Genomic DNA, 15,142 nt, shown 5'->3' on the forward strand with positions numbered 1-15,142 from the left:
GCCATGGACAAGATCGTGCCGGCAACCGCCTATGATGTCGAAGCCATCCGCAGGGATTTCCCGATCCTTGCGGAGAAGGTGCATGGCAAGCCGCTGGTCTATCTGGACAACGGCGCTTCGGCCCAGAAGCCGCAGGCGGTGATCGACGCGATCGCCCATGCCTACAGTCACGAATATGCCAATGTGCATCGCGGCCTGCACTACCTTTCCAATGCGGCGACGGAAGCCTATGAAGCGGCGCGCGAAAAGGTTCGCCGCTTCCTGAATGCGCCTTCGGTAAACGATATCGTCTTCACCAAGAACTCGACGGAGGCGATCAACACGGTCGCCTACGGCTGGGGCATGCCCAAGATCGGCGAGGGCGACGAGATCGTGCTGACGATCATGGAGCACCATTCCAATATCGTGCCCTGGCATTTCATCCGCGAGAGGCAGGGCGCCAAGCTCGTCTGGGTGCCTGTCGACGACGAGGGCGCCTTCCATATCGAGGAATTCGAGAAGAGCCTGACCGACAGGACCAAGCTCGTCGCCATCACCCATATGTCGAACGCGCTCGGCACGATCGTGCCGGTCAAGGAAGTCTGCCGTATTGCCCATGAGCGCGGGATTCCGGTGCTGATCGACGGCTCGCAGGGTGCGGTGCACCTGCCGGTCGACGTGCAGGATATCGATTGCGACTGGTATGTCATGACCGGCCACAAGCTCTACGGCCCGTCGGGCATCGGCGTGCTCTACGGCAAGAAGGACCGGCTGAAGGAGATGCGGCCGTTCCAGGGCGGCGGCGAGATGATCTTCGAGGTGAGCGAGGATATCGTCACCTACAACGATCCGCCGCACCGTTTCGAAGCCGGCACGCCGCCGATCGTGCAGGCGATCGGGCTCGGTTATGCGCTCGACTATATGGACAGGATCGGCCGCGAGAATATCGCAGCCCACGAGGCTGACCTGACGGCCTATGCGGAAGAGCGGCTGAAGTCCGTCAATTCGCTGCGCGTCTTCGGCAACGCACCCGGCAAGGGCGCCATCTTCTCCTTCGAGCTGGCAGGCATCCATGCCCATGACGTCTCGATGGTGATCGACCGCCGTGGCGTCGCCGTCCGCGCCGGCACGCATTGCGCCATGCCGCTCTTGAAACGCTTCGGCGTGACCTCCACATGCCGTGCATCCTTCGGCATGTACAATACCCGTGCGGAAGTGGATGCGCTGGCCGAGGCGCTCGACCATGCGCGCAAGTTCTTTGCTTGAGGAAGAAGCCATGAGCCTGGATGAAGAGAAGATCGACGTGCGCGAGGGCATCGTGCATTCCAGCATTCCCGAAGAGGAGCTGGCGCGGCTCAGCGATGACGTGATCGGCGCTCTCAAGACCGTCTACGACCCGGAGATTCCGGCCGACATTTTCGAGCTCGGCCTCGTCTACAAGATCGACATCGAAGACGACCGCATGGTGAAGATCGTCATGACGCTGACGGCTCCGGGTTGCCCGGTCGCGGGCGAAATGCCGGGCTGGGTGGAAAATGCCGTCGGCGCCGTCGAAGGCGTTTCGGGCGTCGAGGTGGAAATGACCTTCGATCCGCCGTGGACGCCGGACCGGATGTCCGAAGAGGCACAGGTCGCCGTCGGCTGGTATTGATCCGTTTACGGACGGAGACTACATTCTGTCATGAAGCGCCGGATCTTGACCCCGGTCGTGGAAGGAGTTCTGGCCCATGGGCTTTGCAGTGATGAGCATGACGGCAGCCGCCGCAGAGCGCGTGAAGGCGATCGTCGAAAATGGCGGGCCGGATGCCAAGGGCATTCGCGTCGGCATCAAGAAGGGCGGCTGTGCCGGGATGGAATATACCATCGACATGGTGACGGAGCCCAATGCCAAGGACGACCTGATCGAGCGCGATGGCGCCAGGGTCTGGATCGAGCCTTCGGCCGTTCTCTATCTGCTCGGCACCGAACTCGGCTTTGAAACCACGACCCTGCGTTCCGGCTTCACCTTCACCAACCCGAACCAGACGTCGGCCTGCGGCTGCGGCGAATCGGTCGAGCTGAAGCCCGCCGATCTTGCAGCACTTGCCGCGCGCGGCGATGCCGTGGTTGCGGCCCAGCATTGACGATTTTCGTTGAATTTGCCTGATGGCCGCCATAATTGGCGGCCTTTTGATTTTGACGAGCCTGTCCGACAGCAGACAAGCGACCAAGAAGAAGAAAAGCGGACAATGCTCTTCCTGTTCCTGAAAGGCGCCCTGTTGGGTGTCATCATCACCGCGCCGCTCGGGCCGATCGGAACGCTCTGCATCAACAGAAGCATCGAGAAGGGGTTCTGGTACGGTTTTTCCGGCGGGCTCGGAACCGCGCTGGGGGATGCGAGCTATGCGGTGGTCGCGGTGGCGGGGCTTGCCGTCTTCTCCGAAACGATGTCGATGGCCACAATTCCGCTGGCGCTCGGCGGCGGGCTGATGCTGCTCTGGCTCGGCTGGCGGGGACTGAAGAACAGGGGGAAAATCAAGGTGGCGAAGATCGATGCGGCCGACTTCCTGCATACGACCCTTTCGACCTTTCTGCTGACGATCTCCAATCCGGCGACGATCCTTTCTTTCGGGGCGCTGTTTGCCGGGCTCGGCCTGACGGAGGAAACGCGCCGGTTCAGCTCGACCGTCATCGTGTCGGGCGTTTTCCTGGGATCGCTCGCCTGGTGGTTTTGCCTGAGCGGTGCCGTCAGCCTTGCCAGAGACCGGCTCTCTAGCGATTTCACGGCCAAGGTCGGCCGAGCGACGAGCTACATGCTGATCGCCTTCGGCGCCATCGCGCTGGGATCGGTGGCTTATTCCGTCGTGTGACGCGTCAGCCGCATCAATCGCGTTTGATGCTCATCAGCACGTCCCAGAGATCGGCGCCGGTCTCGAAGACGGCGGCATTCGCCTTGTAGCTCTGTTCGGTCTCGACGAGGTCGGTCAGCTCGGTGGCAAAATCCACGCCCTGGTCCGTCGCGGTCACGGTTGCCTGGACGCCTGCGGGTTCGACGGACTGGAAGCTGGTGTTCAGCCGGCCATAACCCGGCGTGCTCGCATTGGCGACATTGTTGGCGATCGCGCCTGCGCGCGTCGATTGCGCCAGCATTCCCGAAAGCGCCGTATGCGTGATAGCAGAAATGCCCATCGACCGTTTCCCTGTTTGCGGACACAAGTGTTTTACCGGCAAGGGCTTAGGGAATGCTGAACGGTTTCGGTTAGCGAAAGGCGAGGGGATTTGCGCCTGATGTGCCGGAATGGCACGGGGCCTCAGCGGTTTGCGCTCATTCCCGCAATCAGGATGTCGATCAGCTGCCGCGCCGCAACCCGCCAGGCGGGGCCGCAGCTGATGCTCGCGCCGCCGGCCAGCGCCCGCAGAAGGTCGAGCGGGTCCATCGTCAGGCGGATCTCGCCGGCTGCCGTGGCGCGGTCGATCAGCAGGTTGACGGCATCGGTGATCGGCACGACGGAATCGGCATAGAGTTCGGACGTGCCGCCGACCAGCGAATCCAGCAGTTCGGACATGCCGTGTTTCGTCACGACATAATCGACGAACTGCACCAGCCACAGGCGAAGCGCTTCGACGGGGGGGTGCAGTTCGGACAAGCTTTTGGCGGCAGCGGCAAGCTGCGCCGTCTCGTTGCGATAGACGGCGGCAACCAGCGCGTCGCGCGTCGGAAAGTGGCGGTAGAGCGTGCCGATGCCGACGCCTGCGGCGCGGGCAATTTCCTCGAGGCTGGCACCGGAACCCTTGTCGGCAAACACGGTCTTTGCCGCTTCCAGCAGCAGAAGACGATTGCGTTCGGCATCCGCGCGCGGCTTTCGCGCGGTGGGTCCGTCATTTTTTCCGGCCATTTTCGAGAAGTCCCCTTGATAAGCGGAGGCACCCTCCGTATTTATCTGGAGGCATCCTCCTTTTATTCCACTAGAGGCCGGCGGGCAATGGCCCACCAGCCCGGAGCGGTGCGTCCATGATCATAGGAGATAATCATGAGTGGACCTTTTGGCGCGACATCGACCACCGACGAGGTACTCGCCGGCATCGACCTCAAAGGCAAGCGCGTTCTGGTGACGGGTGTTTCGGCCGGCCTCGGCGTCGAGACCGCGCGCGTGCTTGCAGCCCACGGAGCGCAGGTCGTGGGTGCGGCCCGCGACCTCGCGAAGGCGAGAGCGGCAACGGAGGTCGTGCGCGCCGACGCGGCCAATGGCGGCAGCCTGGAGCTTGTCGAGCTCGATCTCGCCTCTCTGGCGAGCGTGCGGGCCTGCGCCGATGCGCTTGTGGCCGACGGCCGCCCCTTCGATGTCGTCATTGCCAATGCCGGCGTGATGGCGGCCCCCTTCGGCCGTACCGCCGACGGTTTCGAAACGCAGTTCGGCACCAACCATCTCGGCCATTTCGTGCTGGTCAACCGCGTCGCGCCGCTCATCAGATCGGGCGGCCGCATCGTGATCGTCGCATCCTCGGGCCACCGCATGGCGCCCTTCAGCCTCGACGACCTGAATTTCGAGAACAGGACCTACGAACCCTGGGCGGCCTATGCCCAGTCGAAGACCGCAAACATTCTTTTCGCAGTGGAACTCGACCGGCGCCTTGGCGCGCGCGGCATTCGTGCAACGGCGCTGCATCCCGGCGGCATCCACACCGAACTCGGCCGTCATCTCGACCCCGGCATGATCGAAGGCATGCTGGCGCAGATCAACGCGGCCCTTGCCGCCGAGGGCAAGCCACCCTTCGCATGGAAGACGATCCCGCAGGGGGCGGCTACCTCCGTCTGGGCAGGTTTCGTTGCCGAGCCGGACGTGGTCGGCGGCAGATATTGCGAGAATTGCCACGTCTCCGAAGTGACGGATGCGGAGATCAGCCCGGTTTCCGAAGGCGTCCGCTCCTACGCACTCGATCCCGAGACGGCGAGGGCCTTGTGGGCCAGGAGCGAGGAGATGGTCGGCGAGCGCTTCTGAGCCGCAGACGGGTGCGCTTCGATGCCAGAGAGCAGGGGGACCGGGAAACTGGTGCCCCTGCCGAGGAATCGAACCTGGATCGGCTGCAAACTGGACAGCTGCTCTTGCGTTGAGCTACGAGGGGCGTGGCCCCTCCATGCCAGAAATGACGCCTGCAGGCGAGCGGAGGCTGGAGAGACGGTTAGCGGGTAAGGTTAACCCGCCGCAGGGGGCATATGCAGGAGAAGGGCGCCCGGTACAGGGGCAGGCAACCCTTCTCCCGGCTGGTCTTGCAGCGTCCAGCACGAACCTCTACGCAGAGAACCGAAAACGGTTCACTCGCGCCGATCAAAGTCCAGAAAAAGTCCGCCGGCTTGCTCTCGTCTTCAGGCAGGGACGGCCGCGCATCGTCCGTTTCCGCAGCGTGCCGCCGCTCAGGCCTTGATATCCAGTCCTGCTTCGATTGCGGCGGCGATGAATGCCTTGCGCGCGTCCTCGCCGGTGCGCTTGCCCTTGATGACATCGGCGCAGACCAGCAGCGCCTGGTCGAGTGCCGCACCGTCCTCCGTCGGCCAGTCCTCGATCATCGCCCAGGAGGCGGCCTGGGTCGTATCGATGCTCATATATTTGCCGGGCTCTTCGAGGGCGATGAGCACAGGCTTCGACCAGGGCGCCTGCATTCTGGCTTCGCTTTGATCCTGGGGCATGGGTGTCACCTTCCTTCGTGCATTCTATCGAAACTAGGAAAGCCCCTCCCGTGATGGAAGGGGCCTTTGTTTGCCAAGCCCTTTGCTTTGGTTCAGGGCGTTCGTCGCTGCAATCGGCTTACCGGGTCGATTGCCCGGGCTCCGCCCGATCGCTCCTCGCTATTCGGCAGCCTCGGCGTAAGCCTCGACCGGCGGGCAGGTGCAGATCAGGTTGCGGTCGCCATAGACGTTGTCGACGCGGTTGACCGGCGACCAGTACTTGTCCACGCGGAAGGCGCCGGGCGGGAAGCAGGCCTGTTCGCGCGAATAGGGGCGATCCCATTCGCCGACGAGGTCTTCGACCGTATGCGGGGCGTTCTTCAGCGGGTTGTTCAGCTTGTCCGAACGGCCTTCCTCGATGTCGCGGGCTTCCTGACGGATCGCCAGCATCGCTTCGCAGAAACGGTCGAGTTCGGCCTTGGTCTCGGACTCGGTCGGCTCGATCATCAGCGTGCCGGCAACCGGCCAGCTCATGGTCGGCGCGTGGAAGCCGCAGTCGATCAGGCGTTTGGCGACGTCATCGACGGTGACGCCGGCGCTGTCGACCAGCGGGCGCGTGTCGATGATGCATTCATGCGCCACACGGCCGGCGGCCGACTTGTAGAGCACGTCGTAGGCGCCCTTCAGGCGAGCGGCGATGTAGTTGGCGTTGAGGATCGCAACCTTGGTTGCCTGCGTCAGGCCTTCGCCGCCCATCATCAGGCAGTAGCTCCAGGAGATCGGCAGGATGGATGCCGAACCGAAGGCCGCTGCCGAAACCGCGCCCGAACGGCCGTCCGTTTCCAGGTGGCCGGGCAGGTAAGGGGCCAGATGCGACTTGACGCCGATCGGACCCATGCCGGGGCCGCCGCCGCCATGCGGAATGCAGAAGGTCTTGTGCAGGTTGAGGTGCGACACGTCCGAACCGATATCGCCAGGGCGGGCGAGGCCGACCATGGCGTTCATGTTGGCGCCGTCGAGATAGACCTGGCCGCCGTGCTTGTGCACGAGATCGCAGATTTCCTTGACGGTTTCTTCGAAGACGCCGTGCGTGGACGGATAGGTAATCATGCAGCAGGAGAGGTTTGCCGCATGCTCTTCCGCCTTGGCGCGGAAATCGTCCATGTCGATGTCGCCGTTTTCCTTCGCCTTGACCGGAACCACCTTCATGCCGACCATCTGGGCCGAGGCCGGGTTGGTGCCGTGCGCGGAAGTCGGAATGAGGCAGACGTCGCGATGACCCTGGCCGCTGGCAATATGATAATTGCGGATGGTCAGAAGGCCGGCATATTCGCCCTGCGCGCCGGAATTCGGCTGCATGGAGAAGGCGTCGTAGCCGGTGACGGCGCAGAGCTTTTCCGTCAGGTCATCGATCATTTCGCGATAGCCGAGCGCCTGGTCTGCCGGCACGAAAGGATGGATGTCGGAAAATTCCGGCCAGGTGATCGGCAGCATTTCGGCCGTGGCGTTCAGCTTCATCGTGCAGGAGCCGAGCGGGATCATGGCGCGGTCGAGCGCCAGATCGCGGTCGGAGAGCCGGCGGATGTAGCGGGTCATTTCGCTTTCGGCACGGTTCATGTGGAAGATCGGATGCGTCAGGTATTCGCTGGTGCGCAGGAGATCCTTGGGCAGGCGATAGGAGGGCTCGAAATCGGCGATCTGGAAATTGCCGCCGAAGGCGCGCCAGACGGCTTCCAGCGTTGCCGGGCGGGTGCGCTCGTCGAGCGACATGCCGATCTTCGTCTGGCCGACCTTGCGCAGGTTGACGCCTTCGGCGACGGCTGCGCGCAGGATGAGGCCCTGCATGTGGCCGACATCGACGGTGATCGTGTCGAAGAAGGTTTCGGGCTCGACCGTGTAGCCGAGCTTTTCCAGGCCCTTGGCCATCAGCACGGCCTTCTGGTGGACCTGCTGGGCGATCGCCTTGATGCCCTTGGGGCCGTGGAAGACGGCATACATGGAGGCCATGACGGCGAGCAGGACCTGCGCGGTGCAGATGTTCGACGTCGCCTTTTCGCGGCGGATATGCTGTTCGCGCGTCTGCAGCGACAGGCGATAGGCGCGGTTGCCGCGGGCATCGACGGACACGCCGACAAGACGGCCGGGCATGGAGCGCTTGATGGCATCCTTGACCGCCATATAGGCGGCATGCGGGCCGCCGTAGCCGACGGGGACGCCAAAACGCTGCGAGGAACCGATGGCGATATCCGCACCCATTTCACCCGGCGACTTCAGAAGCGTCAGCGACAGGATATCGGCGGCGACGACGGCGATCGCGCCCGTCTGGTGCAGGCGGGAGATCAGGCCGGTGAAATCGCGCACATGGCCGTGCGTGCCCGGATACTGGAAGATCGCGCCGAAGACATCGACCGGATCGAGATCGGTGAAGGGGTTGCCGACGACAACAGACCAGCCGAGCGGTTCGGCGCGGGTCTTGATCAGCTCGATCGTCTGCGGATGGCAATCGGCATCGACGAAGAAGGCCTTGGCCTTCGACTTCGAAACGCGCTCGGCCATGGCCATGCCTTCGGCAGCGGCCGTTGCTTCGTCGAGCAGCGAGGCATTGGCGACGTCGAGGCCGGTCAGGTCGCAGATCATCGTCTGGTAGTTCAGCAGCGCTTCGAGGCGGCCTTGAGAGATTTCCGGCTGGTAGGGCGTGTAGGCCGTGTACCAGGCCGGGTTTTCCAGGATGTTGCGCTGGATGACCGGCGGCGTGATCGTGCCGTAATAGCCCTGGCCGATCAGCGAGGTCAGAACCTTGTTCTTGTTGGCGGTTTCGCGCAGCTTGTCGAGCGCCTCGCGCTCCGTCATCGGCGCGCCCCAGGCGAGCGGCGCCTTCTGGCGGATGGCCGGCGGCACGGTCGCGTCGATCAGCGCATCAAGGCTCTTGTAGCCGATGACACCGAGCATATCCGACATTTCAGACGGCGAGGGGCCGATATGACGACGGTTTGCGAAGTCATAGGGCTGATAGTCGGTAAACTGGAATTCGGTAGGCGTCGTCATTACGCGGTCAGCTCCTTGTAGGCCGCCTCGTCGAGCAGGCCGTCGACATCGCCGAGGTTCTTGAGCTTGAGCTTGAAGAACCAGCCGGCCCCTTGAGGGTCGGAATTGACGAGCGAGGGATCGGCGACGATGGCCGGATTGACTTCGACGATCTCGCCATCGAGCGGGCAGTAGACTTCCGAGGCGGCCTTGACGGATTCGACGGTCGCCGCATCGTCGTTCTTGGAGAAGGTGGCGCCGACTTCCGGCAGTTCCACGAAAACGAGGTCGCCGAGCTGCTCGACAGCGTAGGTGGTGATGCCGACGGTCGCGACATCGCCTTCGAGCTTCAGCCATTCATGTTCCTGGGTAAATTTCAGCATGGAAAAATCCTCTCGCAATAGGGTCAGCGTTTGTAGGTCGGCGTGATGAAGGGAAGGGTGGCCACGGTGACGGGCAGGAACTTGCCGCGGACTTCGGCATAGATCTGCGTGCCCGGGGCGGCATAGGCGACCGGCACATAGCCCATGGCGACGGGACCTTCGACCGAAGGGCCGAAACCGCCCGAAGTGACTTCGCCGATCTCGGTCTTGCCCTCGGCATCGGCATAGAGCCTGGAATGGCCGCGCACCGGCGCCTTGCCTTCCGGCTTCAGGCCGACGCGCTTGCGGGAAACGCCGTTGTCCAGTTCACCGAGGATGCGCTCGGCACCGGGGAAACCGCCGGCGCGGGCGCCGCCGGTGCGGCGAGCCTTCTGCATGCCCCATTCGATGGCGGCTTCGACAGGCGAAGTCGTCGTGTCGATATCGTTGCCATAGAGGCAGAGGCCGGCTTCGAGGCGCAGCGAATCGCGGGCGCCGAGGCCGATCGGCTCGACATCGGGGTGCTCAAGCAACCGGTTGGTGACATCGACGGCCTTGTCGGCGGGAATGGAGATTTCGAAACCGTCCTCGCCGGAATAGCCCGAGCGCGAGACGAGACAGGAAACGTCGTGCAGGCGGCAGTGGCGCACGTCCATGAATTTCATGGCGGCGACATCGGCCCAGAGTTCGGCAAGCGCTTCGACGGCGCGCGGGCCTTGCAGGGCGATCAGGGCGCGGTCGAGAACGGTGATCTCGCAGGTATCGGAAATATGCTTCTGCAGGTGCGCGACATCCTCATCCTTGCAGGCGGCGTTGACGACGACGAAAAGATGGTTGTCGAGATGGGTAATCATCAGGTCGTCGAGGATGCCGCCGTTCTCGTCCGTGAAGAAACCGTAGCGCTGGCGTCCTTCGGCGAGGCCGAGAATATCGACGGGTACGAGGCTTTCGAGGGCGAGTGCCGCATCCTCATACTTGCCGGACTTCGCCTTGATGATGAGCTGGCCCATATGGGAGACATCGAAAAGGCCGGCGGCAGCGCGGGTCTGCAGGTGTTCCTTCAGGACGCCGGCCGGATATTGCACCGGCATGTCATAGCCTGCGAAGGGCACCATGCGGGCGCCGAGCGACAGATGCAGCGCGTGAAGCGGGGTTTTCTTGAGGGCAGCAGTATCGTCCAAAAGACGCCTCCGGGGTTTGCGCCGGAAATTCCGGGCGCGGGCTCAAAACTGAAGGCGCGGCTGCGCCTTGTCTCCTTGAGCCCCCTCTGTCCCTGTGCCTGAGATTGTTATCCCTTCGGCGGACGTTTCGAGAACGCCTCTCTCCAGAGTTCCGTCTGCCCCTTGTGGTCCTTTTGCCTGAGAGTTTCCGGGGCGGTTGCTCCTTCGGCACCGGCATCGCAGCCGGCTTCTCCCAACAAGGTTGCGGCAATTATCCGGGGGTGGCAGGCCTTGGCAAGCAAAATGTCGGTGTCGCACAAATTTTTGTCGCGGCTCCGGAAGAGCGGCCGGCGGACGCGGCAATTGGGCCTTTGCCTTCGCGGGCGAAATTGGCTATCGCGGGTCAGGGACGCGCCATTCGGCATGTCCTTCGCCAACCGCCTTTGCTCCAACGCAAACCTGCCGCGGCAGAATGCTGTAATCTCATCGGGAAAGGCTTCACGAGCAAGGAGATATTGAATGAAGATCAGGACGTTCGGTTTTGCCGCCCTTCTGTGTTCCGCTGCGTTTGCCGGATCGGCGATCGCCCAGGACCATCAGACCATGCAGGGCATGAAGATGGGCTCCATGACCATGCCTGCCGGCGGCGAGGTGGTCGGGGTCGGCGATCTCGAAATCTCCGGCGGCTTTGCCAAGGCGATGCTGCCCGGCCAACCCGTCGGCGGCGGCTTCCTGACGGTGAAGAACAAGGGCTCGATCGACGACCGCCTGGTATCGGTCACGTCGCCCAATGCCGGCGAGGTGCAGCTTCACGAGATGGCCATGACGGACAATGTCATGAAGATGCGCGAGCTGAAGGACGGTATTGCGGTTCCCGCCGGCCAGACCGTGACACTTGCGCCCGGCGGCCTGCACCTGATGTTCCAGAAGGTGAAAACGCCCTTCAAACAGGGCGACAAAGTGCCGGTCACGCTGAGCTTCGAAAAGGCCGGCAAGGTCGATCTGGTGCTGAACGTGCTGTCGGCGCAGGGAAAATAGGTCCTGAACAACAAAAGCCCGCGATCGCGTCGCGGGCTCCGCTCCTCCCGGCCATCCCTAAATCTCAGACATCCTCGTAGGACTGCAGCGCCTGCTGCAACCCGGCCTGCGGCTGACGGAAACCCTTGGTCATCAGATCGAGCGCGACTTCGGTGTTCTGGATGACGTTGGTGGTTTCTTCCGGGTTGCCGCTGCTCTGGTTGAGCTGGCGTTCGGCAATCTTGCGCGCCTCGCGTGCGGCCGTGCCCGTCGCCACGCGCTGCGGGATTCGCAGGGTTTCGAAGGCGAGGGCGGCTGTGCTCGCCGATATGGTAACAAGCTGTGTCATGCGCCTGTCATACCCGCGGGATCTTCGCGTTCAGCTTAACAAAATCACTCGCATTTTACCGATTGGTAAGAATTCCACAGATTCGATTGGAAAAAGGGCAGAATCGCAATAGACCGGAGCCATGTTCCAAGCTCTGCTCGTCGCGGTCGGCGGCGCAATCGGTTCGCTTCTGAGATATTATGTCGGCCTGGGCTCCGTGCGGCTCATGGGGCCGAGTTTCCCGTGGGGAACGCTCACCGTCAACGTCGTCGGCTGTTTCGTCATCGGCGTATTTGCCGAGATGATTGCGCGCCGCTTCGACGCGTCGACGGAACTGCGGCTCCTGCTGATCACCGGCTTTCTCGGCGGCTTCACCACCTTTTCCGCCTTCTCGCTGGATGCGATCACGCTGTTCGAGCGCGGCGAGGTCCTTGCCGGCGGCATCTATATCGCGGCGAGCGTCGGGCTCTCGATGCTGGCCGTCATCGCGGGCCTCGGGCTGATGCGCGCTCTGATCTGATTTCGATTCCGATTTCCGTTTTCTGAAAAATGCTCTAAAGGCAGCGGCAAGAGACGCGCCGCCTTTGATCGCGCCGCATATTTTCCGAAAGAACTCCATGGCAGGCATAGAACACATCAAGGTGGAGCCCGACGAAGCGGGCATGCGGCTCGACCGCTGGTTCAAGATCCACTATCCGGGCCTCGGCTTCGGCCAGCTGCAGAAGCTTCTCCGCTCCGGCCAGGTCCGTGTGGACGGCGGACGGGTGAAGACCGATGCGCGCGTGCAGCCCGGCCAGATGGTGCGCGTGCCGCCGCTCGAGGTCGACGCCAAGGTCAAGTCCGGCCCGATCGCCGGCAAGGACCTGAAACATTCCGGCGATGCCGAGCTTCTGGCGCGCATGGTGCTGCACGAGGACGACAAGGTGATCGTGCTCAACAAGCCGGCCGGCCTTGCCGTGCAGGGCGGCTCGGGTGTCGCGCGCCATATCGACAAGATGCTGGAAGCATGGACGAACCAGAAGGGCGAGAAGCCGCGCCTCGTCCACCGCCTCGACCGCGACACCTCCGGCGTGCTCGTCATTGCCCGCACGCGCGGTGCGGCGCAGAAGCTGACCGCGGCCTTTCGCGAGCGCGACACCAAGAAGACCTACTGGTCGCTGGTCAAGGGCGTGCCGCGCAAGCGCGAGGACAAGATCTCGACCTGGCTCGTCAAGGAGCCGACGATCGACGGCGACCGGATGCGCATTGCCAAACACGGCGAGGAGGGGGCCGATCATGCCGTATCCTATTACCGCATCATCGAGACGGCGGCCCAGCGCCTCGCCTGGCTGGAGATGGAACCCTATACGGGGCGCACGCACCAGCTTCGTGTCCATGCGCTGCATATCGGCCATCCGATCATCGGCGATCCCAAATATTTCGACGAGGACCCGAACTGGGATTTTCCCGGCGGAATCCAGAAGCGGCTGCATCTGCACGCCCGCCATATCGATATTCCGCACCCTTCGGGCGGGCGCCTGCGGGTGACCGCGCCTCTGCCGCCGCATATGGTGCAGAGCTGGAACCTGCTCGGTTTCGACGAGAACTCAGCCCCGATCCTGGATGACGAAGAATGAAGCTCGCGCTTTTTGATTGTGACGGCACGCTGGTCGACAGCGCCGGGCTGATCCACGAAACCATGCGCCGCACGTTCGAAAAATTCGGCAAGCCGGAGCCACGTTTCGAAGACACCAAGGCGATCATCGGCCTGTCGCTCGATATCGCCATCGCCCGCATGCAGGGCCGGCCGCATGTCAAGCAGCAGGACATCGACATGACGGCGCATTACAAATCGCTGTTTTCGGTCGTGCGCCAGGACCTCGATTACCGGGAGCCGCTCTTTCCCGGCATCCGCGAGATGATCGATGCCGCCAGCCGGCGCGAGGACCTGCTGATCGGCGCGGTGACAGGCAAATCCCGGCGCGGGCTCAAGCTGGTCATGGATACGCACGGCTTCGACTTCATCGTGGCGCGCACCGCCGACGACTGCCCTTCCAAGCCGCATCCGGCCATGGTCAGCGAATGCTGTGACGAAACCGGCATGAATGCCGCCGACACCATTGTCATCGGCGATGCCATTTACGATATGCAGATGGCAAAGGCTGCCGGCGCCAAGGCGATCGGCGTTGCCTGGGGCTATGCCAGCGTGGATGAACTGATCGCCAACGGCGCCGATGCGATCGCCTATCATCCTGACGAGATCCTGCGCCATTTTTCCTGAGGTGAGCCCATGCGCGACCTGCTGAACGACCTTTCCGAAGGCCTGAGCCATCCCGATCCGATCCGCCGCGCGCAGATCCAGATGAAGAAGCCGCTGCCGAAGCGCTTCTATCAGACCGTGTCGGTCGAGCCGGTCGAGGAGGGCTTTGCCATCACGCTTGACGGCAAGGCCGTGCGCACGCCGGCCCGGCAGGTTCTGGCGCTGCCGAACGAGGCGCTGGCGAAGCTTGTGGCCGCCGAATGGGAGGCGCAGGCCGAGGTGATCGACCCGTCGCTGATGCCGGTGACGCGCCTCGTCAACACGGCGATCGACGGCGTCGCCACCGACACGCAGGCCGTGTTCGAAGATATCCTGCGCTTTTCGTCGAGCGATCTGCTCTGCTACCGCGCCGACGGCCCGGAAAAGCTGGTCGAACGGCAGACGGAGCGCTGGGACCCGGTGCTCGACTGGGCTGCCGCCGATCTCGGCGCGCGCTTCATTCTCGTCGAAGGCGTGATGCATCACGAACAGCCGCGCGAGGCGATCGCCGCCTTCGGCTCGGCGCTGCGCCGGCATGACGGCGCGCTCGCGCTTGCCGCTCTCCACACGGTGACAACGCTCACCGGTTCGGCACTGCTGGCGCTCGCCATTGCCGAGGGCCGGATTACGCCGGAAGAGGGCTGGGCGCTTGCCCATCTCGACGAGGACTGGACCATCGAACATTGGGGAAGCGACGAGGAAGCCGAACAGCGCCGCGCCAAGCGCCATGAGGACTTTAAGGCCGCGACCGATGTTTTTTTCACGCTAAGGGCCTGAATCATATTGCCTTGACCGGCTTTATGACGAAATCTGCGACTCCGGACGGGGATTTGCAGGAATTTGGAATGACGTGGTTGAGGTCGAGGTTCTGCCTGATGGCGCTTGTGTGCGTGGCGCTGACGGCCTGTGTAAGCCTCATGCCGAAGAAGCAGGAAAAACCTATCTATGACGTGCGCAGCGCGGTCGTGCTCTCCAGCACGACCATGTCGGCGGAGCTGCTCTCCGGCATCAGCGACCGCGTCAACGCCGCCATCCGCGCGACGGTCCGCACCACCGAATTGCCGCGCGTCGTCCTGACGATCCGCATCGTTTCGGTCCAGAAGGGGCTCGGCTTCCAAAAGGACCGCAACGTCGCCAAGGTCAGCATCGATGCCGCGTCCGTGGAGGATGGATCGGTCATTGCCGTGACCTCCTTTGAAGTCACCAGCCTCACCGCCGATCCTTATCTGGCTGACGATATCCTTGCAGAAGATATAGCAGCGCGCGTACGCTCCGCCTTCGCACTCAGCGGGCGTTAGTTCCTGAGCAATACCGGACGCAAGACCGCTGCACGCATCTGCCGGGATTGCT

At 63.2% G+C, this 15,142-nt stretch carries 17 protein-coding genes, 1 tRNA gene, 1 pseudogene and 1 riboswitch; of the genes and pseudogenes, 11 read left to right on the plus strand and 8 right to left on the minus strand.

The genetic code is table 11. The features are described 5' to 3' along the window. Positions 1-3 precede the first annotated feature (3 nt). The 4 genes from ACFPWW_RS00760 to ACFPWW_RS00775 all read left to right on the plus strand — a co-directional run bounded on the left by ACFPWW_RS00760 (position 4) and on the right by ACFPWW_RS00775 (position 2,828). The gene (locus tag ACFPWW_RS00760; RefSeq protein WP_377309899.1) at positions 4-1,245 is read left to right on the plus strand and encodes a cysteine desulfurase; all 1,242 of its coding nucleotides are present in this window, start codon (positions 4-6) and stop codon (positions 1,243-1,245) included. Between the two features lie 10 nt (positions 1,246-1,255). Beyond that, positions 1,256-1,630 carry an SUF system Fe-S cluster assembly protein gene (locus ACFPWW_RS00765; RefSeq protein WP_112567668.1) on the plus strand — a complete coding sequence of 125 codons (375 nt, stop codon included), beginning with the start codon at positions 1,256-1,258 and terminating at the stop codon, positions 1,628-1,630. A 76-nt stretch (positions 1,631-1,706) separates the two neighbouring features. After that, on the plus strand, positions 1,707-2,102 hold the full coding sequence (sufA, locus tag ACFPWW_RS00770) for a Fe-S cluster assembly scaffold SufA (protein ID WP_377309902.1): 396 nt from the start codon (positions 1,707-1,709) through the stop codon (positions 2,100-2,102). Between the two features lie 105 nt (positions 2,103-2,207). Then, positions 2,208-2,828: a LysE family translocator gene (locus ACFPWW_RS00775; RefSeq protein WP_377309903.1), complete on the plus strand. Its 621-nt coding sequence runs from the start codon at positions 2,208-2,210 to the stop codon at positions 2,826-2,828. 13 nt (positions 2,829-2,841) lie between these two features. On the opposite strand, the gene ACFPWW_RS00780 is transcribed toward ACFPWW_RS00775, so the two are convergent. Together ACFPWW_RS00780 and ACFPWW_RS00785 are read right to left on the minus strand one after the other, a co-directional pair. Next, entirely contained in the window at positions 2,842-3,147 is a 306-nt protein-coding gene (locus tag ACFPWW_RS00780) for a flagellar basal body protein (protein ID WP_377309905.1), read from the minus strand. 122 nt (positions 3,148-3,269) lie between these two features. Continuing rightward, positions 3,270-3,854 (minus strand): TetR/AcrR family transcriptional regulator, encoded by a 585-nt coding sequence (locus tag ACFPWW_RS00785; protein WP_112756432.1) that lies wholly within the window; start codon positions 3,852-3,854, stop codon positions 3,270-3,272. A gap of 135 nt (positions 3,855-3,989) precedes the next feature. Here ACFPWW_RS00785 and ACFPWW_RS00790 point away from each other — a divergent pair, with 135 nt between their 5' ends. Further along, a complete protein-coding gene (locus tag ACFPWW_RS00790) occupies positions 3,990-4,958 on the plus strand; it encodes an SDR family NAD(P)-dependent oxidoreductase (protein WP_112705301.1) in 969 nt (322 codons plus the stop codon). Positions 4,959-5,007: 49 nt separating this feature from the next. On the opposite strand, the gene ACFPWW_RS00795 is transcribed toward ACFPWW_RS00790, so the two are convergent. From ACFPWW_RS00795 to gcvT, 5 genes are all read right to left on the minus strand, one after another. Then, positions 5,008-5,083 (minus strand) — tRNA-Thr (locus ACFPWW_RS00795). 288 nt (positions 5,084-5,371) lie between these two features. Beyond that, positions 5,372-5,617, minus strand: coding sequence for a DUF982 domain-containing protein (locus tag ACFPWW_RS00800; protein ID WP_377310402.1), 246 nt, complete (start codon positions 5,615-5,617; stop codon positions 5,372-5,374). Between the two features lie 186 nt (positions 5,618-5,803). Further along, positions 5,804-8,668 carry an aminomethyl-transferring glycine dehydrogenase gene (gene gcvP, locus ACFPWW_RS00805; protein WP_377309908.1) on the minus strand — a complete coding sequence of 955 codons (2,865 nt, stop codon included), beginning with the start codon at positions 8,666-8,668 and terminating at the stop codon, positions 5,804-5,806. Continuing rightward, the gene (gene gcvH / locus ACFPWW_RS00810; protein WP_112567686.1) at positions 8,668-9,030 is read right to left on the minus strand and encodes a glycine cleavage system protein GcvH; all 363 of its coding nucleotides are present in this window, start codon (positions 9,028-9,030) and stop codon (positions 8,668-8,670) included. The genes gcvP and gcvH overlap by 1 nt, the downstream gene beginning before the upstream one ends. A gap of 23 nt (positions 9,031-9,053) precedes the next feature. Next, complete coding sequence (gene gcvT, locus ACFPWW_RS00815; RefSeq protein ID WP_377309910.1) at positions 9,054-10,190, minus strand: glycine cleavage system aminomethyltransferase GcvT; 1,137 nt, start codon at positions 10,188-10,190, stop codon at positions 9,054-9,056. A gap of 155 nt (positions 10,191-10,345) precedes the next feature. Next, positions 10,346-10,436: riboswitch (glycine riboswitch) on the minus strand. A 324-nt stretch (positions 10,437-10,760) separates the two neighbouring features. Between gcvT and ACFPWW_RS00820 the strand changes: the two are divergent. Then, positions 10,761-11,207: pseudogene (locus ACFPWW_RS00820) on the plus strand (copper chaperone PCu(A)C); the annotation flags it as partial. A 64-nt stretch (positions 11,208-11,271) separates the two neighbouring features. Here the strand turns inward: ACFPWW_RS00820 and ACFPWW_RS00825 are convergent. Beyond that, positions 11,272-11,535 carry a hypothetical protein gene (locus ACFPWW_RS00825; protein ID WP_112567692.1) on the minus strand — a complete coding sequence of 88 codons (264 nt, stop codon included), beginning with the start codon at positions 11,533-11,535 and terminating at the stop codon, positions 11,272-11,274. A 121-nt stretch (positions 11,536-11,656) separates the two neighbouring features. On the opposite strand from ACFPWW_RS00825, the gene crcB reads away from it, so the two are divergent. From crcB to ACFPWW_RS00850, 5 genes are all read left to right on the plus strand, one after another. After that, positions 11,657-12,034: a fluoride efflux transporter CrcB gene (crcB, locus tag ACFPWW_RS00830; RefSeq protein WP_377309912.1), complete on the plus strand. Its 378-nt coding sequence runs from the start codon at positions 11,657-11,659 to the stop codon at positions 12,032-12,034. A 97-nt stretch (positions 12,035-12,131) separates the two neighbouring features. Then, positions 12,132-13,130: an RluA family pseudouridine synthase gene (locus ACFPWW_RS00835; RefSeq protein ID WP_112568259.1), complete on the plus strand. Its 999-nt coding sequence runs from the start codon at positions 12,132-12,134 to the stop codon at positions 13,128-13,130. Then, positions 13,127-13,774, plus strand: a complete 648-nt coding sequence (locus ACFPWW_RS00840) for an HAD-IA family hydrolase (RefSeq protein WP_377309914.1) — start codon at positions 13,127-13,129, stop codon at positions 13,772-13,774. The genes ACFPWW_RS00835 and ACFPWW_RS00840 overlap by 4 nt, the downstream gene beginning before the upstream one ends. Before the next feature lie 9 nt (positions 13,775-13,783). After that, the gene (locus ACFPWW_RS00845) at positions 13,784-14,569 is read left to right on the plus strand and encodes an ATP12 family chaperone protein (protein ID WP_112567706.1); all 786 of its coding nucleotides are present in this window, start codon (positions 13,784-13,786) and stop codon (positions 14,567-14,569) included. 68 nt (positions 14,570-14,637) lie between these two features. Next, a complete protein-coding gene (locus ACFPWW_RS00850; protein WP_112567708.1) occupies positions 14,638-15,090 on the plus strand; it encodes a hypothetical protein in 453 nt (150 codons plus the stop codon). Positions 15,091-15,142 lie beyond the last annotated feature (52 nt).

Origin of the sequence: Rhizobium sp. GCM10022189 (assembly GCF_042656325.1) — a bacterium.
Lineage (GTDB): Bacteria > Pseudomonadota > Alphaproteobacteria > Rhizobiales > Rhizobiaceae > Rhizobium.